This is a genomic window from Flavobacterium sp., from assembly GCF_044368625.1.
In the GTDB taxonomy this organism is placed as follows: Bacteria; Bacteroidota; Bacteroidia; order Flavobacteriales; family Flavobacteriaceae; genus Flavobacterium.
The window spans coordinates 1-5924 of record NZ_JBIPPD010000200.1 but is presented as its reverse complement, the minus strand read 5'-3'; the positions used below and the strand labels follow the sequence as shown (position 1 = coordinate 5924).

Genomic DNA, 5924 nt, shown 5'->3' with positions numbered 1-5924 from the left:
CCAAGTAAAGGTTTATTTGTATTTTTGCTACGCCTGAAAATTGCCATATTTGAGATTTTTTGAGAGATTTTTCAAATTAAGGTATTCTCAGGCATTTTTATTCTAAAACTTTCGGATAGTTGTGTATTTTTTTATAATTTTTTCTATTTAGTAGTTTGGTGATTGCTTTCTTTTTATCAGTTGATTTATTGTAGTACTCTTTTGCAATTTGGTATCCAATGTAATATCCTAAATCAGCAGGTCGGTTTACTGATTTAGTACCGCTGTAAAGCCACTTTGAAATGTCATTTTTATTTTTGGCATAATCTGCTAAAAATTCTTTTCTTAAATCACAATCATTTTTAACGCCATAAACATATGCACTTTTATTAATATTGAATCCTGAAATTTGTTCACTTAAAAAATCGGCAACTCCTTTACTAATCGAAAATTCAACTAAATCACGCAAATAACCTCCTTTTTGTTGGGTGTGAATTGTTTCATGCGAAACCATTGCTCCAATATCTCCTGTAGTACCAATTATACTTTTTAACCATGGTGTAAGTTCCGTTTTATCAGTGTCAGGGGTTGAGGCTGCGATCTCTGTTCCAATCAAAATAAGGTTTTCACTGACCGTACCGCCAGTTCGTAAACAACCTATTGCGAAACATACATTTGGTCTTTTAAAATTTGGAATTTCTTTTTCGTAGTTATCGAAAATCGCTACAATTTCGTTTTTCCTGTCTTTTATTTTCTGAGTTTTAACCCGTATTGACTCCCAAAATTTCGGATATTTTGAAATTATAGTAAGGTATTCGTCGGCTTTTAAATTTCTAACTCTGATAAACTCTTTAAAAAATTTACTTGACTTATCAAGGTACTTTGTTTGAATTATAGTTAAACTATCCGACTTATTTTTTGCGTTTTTTAGTTCATCGAAGGCAATCCAGAAATGATTAATGTCTGCGGTTTCAATAATATGGTTGTTTTGACCATTTGCAACTCCAAAACTAAATTGTAAAAAAAGGACCAACAAAATGAATTTCATACAGTAGAATTTGTAAAGTCTTTATTTCTAATGCTGTCTGTGTCTAAAATTCTTTTCAATTGCCTTAATCATTTCTCCAGCGATATCTTTATTCGTTGCACCTTCTATGCCTTCAAGTCCTGGAGAGGAGTTTACTTCCAACAAAAGTGGTCCTTTTGACGAACGGATGATATCGACACCTGCGACTTTCAAATCCATGGCTTTGGCTGCTTTAATCGCAATCCGGCGTTCTTCGGCTGTGACTTTTATGATGGAAGCCGTGCCACCCAAGTGGATATTTGCCCTAAATTCGCCGGGTAAGGCTTCTCGCTGAATGGCTGCTACCACTTTTCCATCAATCACAAAACAGCGGATGTCTTTTCCATTGGCTTCTTTGATGAATTCCTGAACTAAAATATTTGCATTCAAACTTTTGAACGCATTAATCACACTTTCTGCTGCTTTTTTGGTTTCGGCCAATACAACGCCTTTTCCTTGAGTTCCTTCTAATAACTTAACGATTAAAGGCGAACCTCCCACCATTTTAATCAAATCATTGGTGTCCAAAGGCGAATTGGCAAATCCCGTTGTGGGAATATCCACACCATGGTTCAACAATAATTGTAAGGAATATAATTTATCTCGGGATTGGGTGATGGCTGAAGCCGAATTTAAAGTAAACACTTTCAACGCTTCAAACTGGCGCGTCAATGCACAGCCATAAAAGGTAATGCTCGGACGAATTCGCGGAATTACAGCATCAAACTTGTCCAATATAATTCCTCCTCGGTAGTGTATTTCTGGATTGGTAGCATCGAGTTTCATGTAACATTCTTTGATATTCAAAAAATGCATTTCGTGGCCCCGCATTTCGCCCGCTTCCATAATTCGTCGGTTCGAATACAACTCAGGGTTACTCGCTAAAACACCAATTCTTAAACCGGTTTTGGCTTGTTCAGAAGTTTTGTACAATTCTTTCAATGTATCGGGTGAAGGTTGTCCCAATAAATATTTTTGAGAAGGATCGACCAAAACACGGCCGCTCATGGCTTCACGACCCAATAGCATTCGGAAACCCATAGAATCGCGGTTGGTTAAGGTAATTTCAACCGACCAATGTTGGCCCCCGATTTCCAATTCTGCACCAATCACGTAGCGTTGTTCTCTAAAACCGCTGGAACTTTTCACCACCCGTTTATCGACCAATTTCGATTCGCAATGAATAACCGTTTTGACGTTATTTTGAATAGGATTGATTTCGAATTTTACCCAGTTTTCACCATCCTTGATAAAAGGGGCGATGTTAATGGCATGCAATGCAGAAGTTTTAGCGCCAGAATCTACCCGTGCTTTAATTGTGGGAATACCAAGTACCGGGAATGAACACCATTCTTCGCTTCCTACAATTACTTTTTTGTCTTCCATGCTCATTTTTTTTAAGGATTAAAGTTTTTCAAATGTAGAAATTTGTTTTTGAAAACAGCCAAAGTGTTAACAAAAAAAATACATAACCCGCTCTGCAAAAACAGGTGGGTTATGTACTAGATGGTACATTCTAAATTATTTTGTTGGTTCGGTCATTTTATGCACTTCCACACTCAATTCGGATTGTCCCTCTTTGTAGTCCATAAAGATTTCGTCTCCCATACTAATTTTTGTGGTGATAATTTCTTCGGCTAAGGTATCTTCAACGTATTTTTGAATGGCACGTTTCAATGGTCGCGCTCCAAATTGTTTATCGAAACCTTTTTCAGCAATATAGGCTTTAGCTTCGGCTGATAAAGTCAATTGGTAACCTAATTCTTTGATTCGAGCATATAGTTTTTCCAATTCTATTTCGATAATGAGATTGATGTGCTCTTTTTCTAAAGGATTAAATACAATTACGTCGTCAATTCGATTTAAAAATTCGGGTGCAAATGCTTTTTTCAATGCGTTTTCGATGACACTTTTCGAATGTTCATCGGATTGAGCCGTTTTAGCAGCGGTTCCAAAACCTACACCTTGACCAAAATCCTTCAACTGACGCGCTCCAATATTGGAGGTCATGATGATGATGGTATTTTTAAAGTCGACTTTTCTGCCCAAACTGTCCGTTAAATAACCGTCGTCCAAAACTTGAAGCATCATGTTAAAAACATCTGGATGTGCTTTTTCAATTTCATCTAAAAGTACCACAGAATAAGGTTTGCGTCTTACTTTCTCGGTCAGCTGTCCGCCTTCTTCGTAGCCTACGTATCCTGGAGGTGCTCCCACAAGACGTGAAATGGCGAATTTTTCCATGTATTCACTCATGTCAATTCGAATCAACGCGTCTTCAGAATCAAACAATTCTTTGGCGATTACTTTAGCCAATTGGGTTTTTCCGACACCCGTTTGACCAAGAAAAATAAACGAGCCAATTGGTCGATTTGGATCTTTTAAACCCGCCCGATTTCGTTGGATAGAACGGGCAATTTTCAGTACCGCTTCATTTTGTCCAATTACCTTACCTTGAATAAGTTCGGGTAGTTGCGCTAGTTTATTGCTTTCGGTTTGAGCGATACGATTCACGGGGATTCCTGACATCATCGAAACGACATCGGCTACATTGTCCTCTGAAACTTCAATTCGGTTGTTTTTCGAATCTTCTTCCCATTGTTCTTGAGCAATAGCCAAATCTTTTTCAATGCGTTTTTCGTCGTCGCGAAGTCGAGCAGCTTCTTCGTATTTTTGTCTTTTTACCACGCTTGATTTTAATTCTTTTACCTCTTCCAATTGACGTTCTAATTCTAAAATTTGTTTTGGAACTTCAATATTGGTAATGTGTACTCTTGAGCCTGCTTCGTCCAAGGCATCAATGGCTTTGTCTGGTAAAAATCGGTCGGACATGTATCGGTCGGTTAATTTTACACAAGCTTCGATTGCCTCGTCTGTAAAAGTAACATTGTGGTGGTCTTCGTATTTATTTTTGATGTTGTGCAAAATAGTGATGGTTTCCGAAACGGTTGTAGGTTCCACAATCACTTTTTGAAAACGACGTTCTAAAGCACCATCTTTCTCAATGTATTGACGGTATTCGTCCAAGGTAGTAGCACCGATACATTGAATTTCACCACGTGCTAAGGCAGGTTTAAACATATTGGCGGCGTCGAGAGAACCTGTAGCTCCTCCAGCACCAACGATTGTGTGAATTTCGTCAATAAAGAGAATTATATCGTCGTTTTTTTCGAGTTCATTCATCACCGCTTTCATTCGCTCTTCAAACTGTCCACGGTATTTTGTTCCTGCAACAAGACTGGCTAGATCAAGCGTCACAACTCGTTTTCCAAATAATACGCGGGATACTTTCTTTTGGATAATACGCAAAGCCAATCCTTCGGCAATTGCTGATTTTCCTACTCCTGGTTCACCAATGAGGAGGGGATTGTTTTTCTTTCTACGGCTCAGAATTTGCGAAACACGTTCAATTTCTTTTTCACGACCCACAATCGGATCGAGTTTTCCTTCTTCGGCCATTTCTGTTAAATCTCTACCAAAATTATCCAAAACGGGAGTTTTCGATTTTTTATTCGACTTATTGGCGGGATTGTTAAACGAGGCATCTTTAAAACTGTCATCTTGTCCTGAATCATCGTTGTAAGATTCGTTCTTTGGCAAATTTTCTAAAAAATCATCATTGGTTGGCGTCATGTTTAAATATTGTTCTTTAGCTACGTCATAATCTACTTTTAGTTTATTAAGCAACTTGGTTGTGGGATCGTTTTCGTTTCTTAGTATGCATAATAGCAAGTGTGCGGTACTGATAGATGTACTTTTAAAAACTTTTGCCTCAAGAAACGTAGTTTTTAAAGCACGTTCTGCTTGAATGGTAAGTTGTAAATTTCGTTTATCATTATTAATAGGTATATTCAGATTTGCAGGACTTAATATCTCTACTCTTTTTCGAAGATGATCTAAATCAATCGATAAGTTGCTCAATATATTAATGGCCTTGCCGTTTCCGTCTCGTAAGATACCTAACATAAGATGCTCCGTCCCAATAAAGTCGTGTCCTAAACGTAAGGCTTCTTCTTTACTGTACGTGATTACATCTTTTACTCTTGGTGAGAAATTGTCATCCATAATTATAAGTTGGTTCTATTAAATTGCTGCTTTTGACATTGTGTTTTGCAAAAATCATTCCCATAGAAATCCATGTCAGCTAAGGGACAAAAAATATTTTAAATATAAAAGTTAAATTAGTATTAACTTATCAACTAAAACGGATTCGACAAATGTTAATAAAATTTGATATTAAATCTTAAGATTAAAGTGAAGCAATATTTTTTTATTTTTGCAATTAAGTAATATCAATATTATAGCTTTATATATTCTTTCTAATTGTAATCATTCTTCCATATTATTGTTTTGTGGAAGATTCAAAATTTCTACAATTGAATGAACAACATTCCACATTAAAACTGGTGGAACTGCGTTTCCAATTGCTTTGTATTGTCTGTTTTCTGAAACACTATCTAACTTGAATGATTGCGGAAATGATTGAATATTTGACGCTTCTCGTGGTGTAAATCTTCTATATCTTTCATTTACCATTAAAACAGGGTCAGTTCCATTAAGACTTACTTTTGCTAGATGTGAACTAATTGTGTTGCAAGGTTGATTTAAATCTTGAACTCTTCCTTTGTTCATTTTTTCACGAACACGCAACATTCCATCAACAGCCCTTTGACTGAAGAACCATTTTTCATCTTTGTCTGCTTGTTTGTCAATGACTTGTTTAAGAACTATTTTAGAGCCGTTTAATGTATTTGGTTGTGGGAATTTGAAATTAAAATAATCGTCAAAATCTCTAAAACCCACTATAAAAACACGTTCACGTTTTTGTGGAACTCCAAACTCGGAAGCATTTAACAATTTGTAATGGATATGATAACCT

The 5924-nt window shown here is 36.5% G+C and carries 4 protein-coding genes; all 4 read right to left on the bottom strand.

Annotated elements, in window-relative coordinates; all coding sequences use genetic code 11:
• Positions 1-97: 97 nt before the first annotated feature.
• The gene (locus ACIQ2X_RS12885) at positions 98-1027 is read right to left on the bottom strand and encodes a DUF2268 domain-containing putative Zn-dependent protease (protein WP_396179331.1); all 930 of its coding nucleotides are present in this window, start codon (positions 1025-1027) and stop codon (positions 98-100) included.
• 27 nt (positions 1028-1054) lie between these two features.
• Positions 1055-2431, bottom strand: coding sequence for a 30S ribosomal protein S6--L-glutamate ligase (gene rimK / locus ACIQ2X_RS12880; RefSeq protein ID WP_396179330.1), 1377 nt, complete (start codon positions 2429-2431; stop codon positions 1055-1057).
• 135 nt (positions 2432-2566) lie between these two features.
• Positions 2567-5110 (bottom strand): ATP-dependent Clp protease ATP-binding subunit, encoded by a 2544-nt coding sequence (locus ACIQ2X_RS12875; RefSeq protein ID WP_396179329.1) that lies wholly within the window; start codon positions 5108-5110, stop codon positions 2567-2569.
• 264 nt (positions 5111-5374) lie between these two features.
• Positions 5375-5924 (bottom strand): DNA (cytosine-5-)-methyltransferase (dcm, locus tag ACIQ2X_RS12870; RefSeq protein ID WP_396179328.1); only part of this gene is annotated, 550 nt, incomplete at its 5' end.

Bases quoted from the DNA above. Each gene is read 5' to 3' on its own strand.
- ACIQ2X_RS12885 (WP_396179331.1), bottom strand. From the start codon at position 1,027: ATGAAATTCATTTTGTTGGTCCTTTTTTTACAATTTAGTTTTGGAGTT.
- ACIQ2X_RS12875 (WP_396179329.1), bottom strand. From the start codon at position 5,110: ATGGATGACAATTTCTCACCAAGAGTAAAAGATGTAATCACGTACAGT.
- rimK (WP_396179330.1), bottom strand. From the start codon at position 2,431: ATGGAAGACAAAAAAGTAATTGTAGGAAGCGAAGAATGGTGTTCATTC.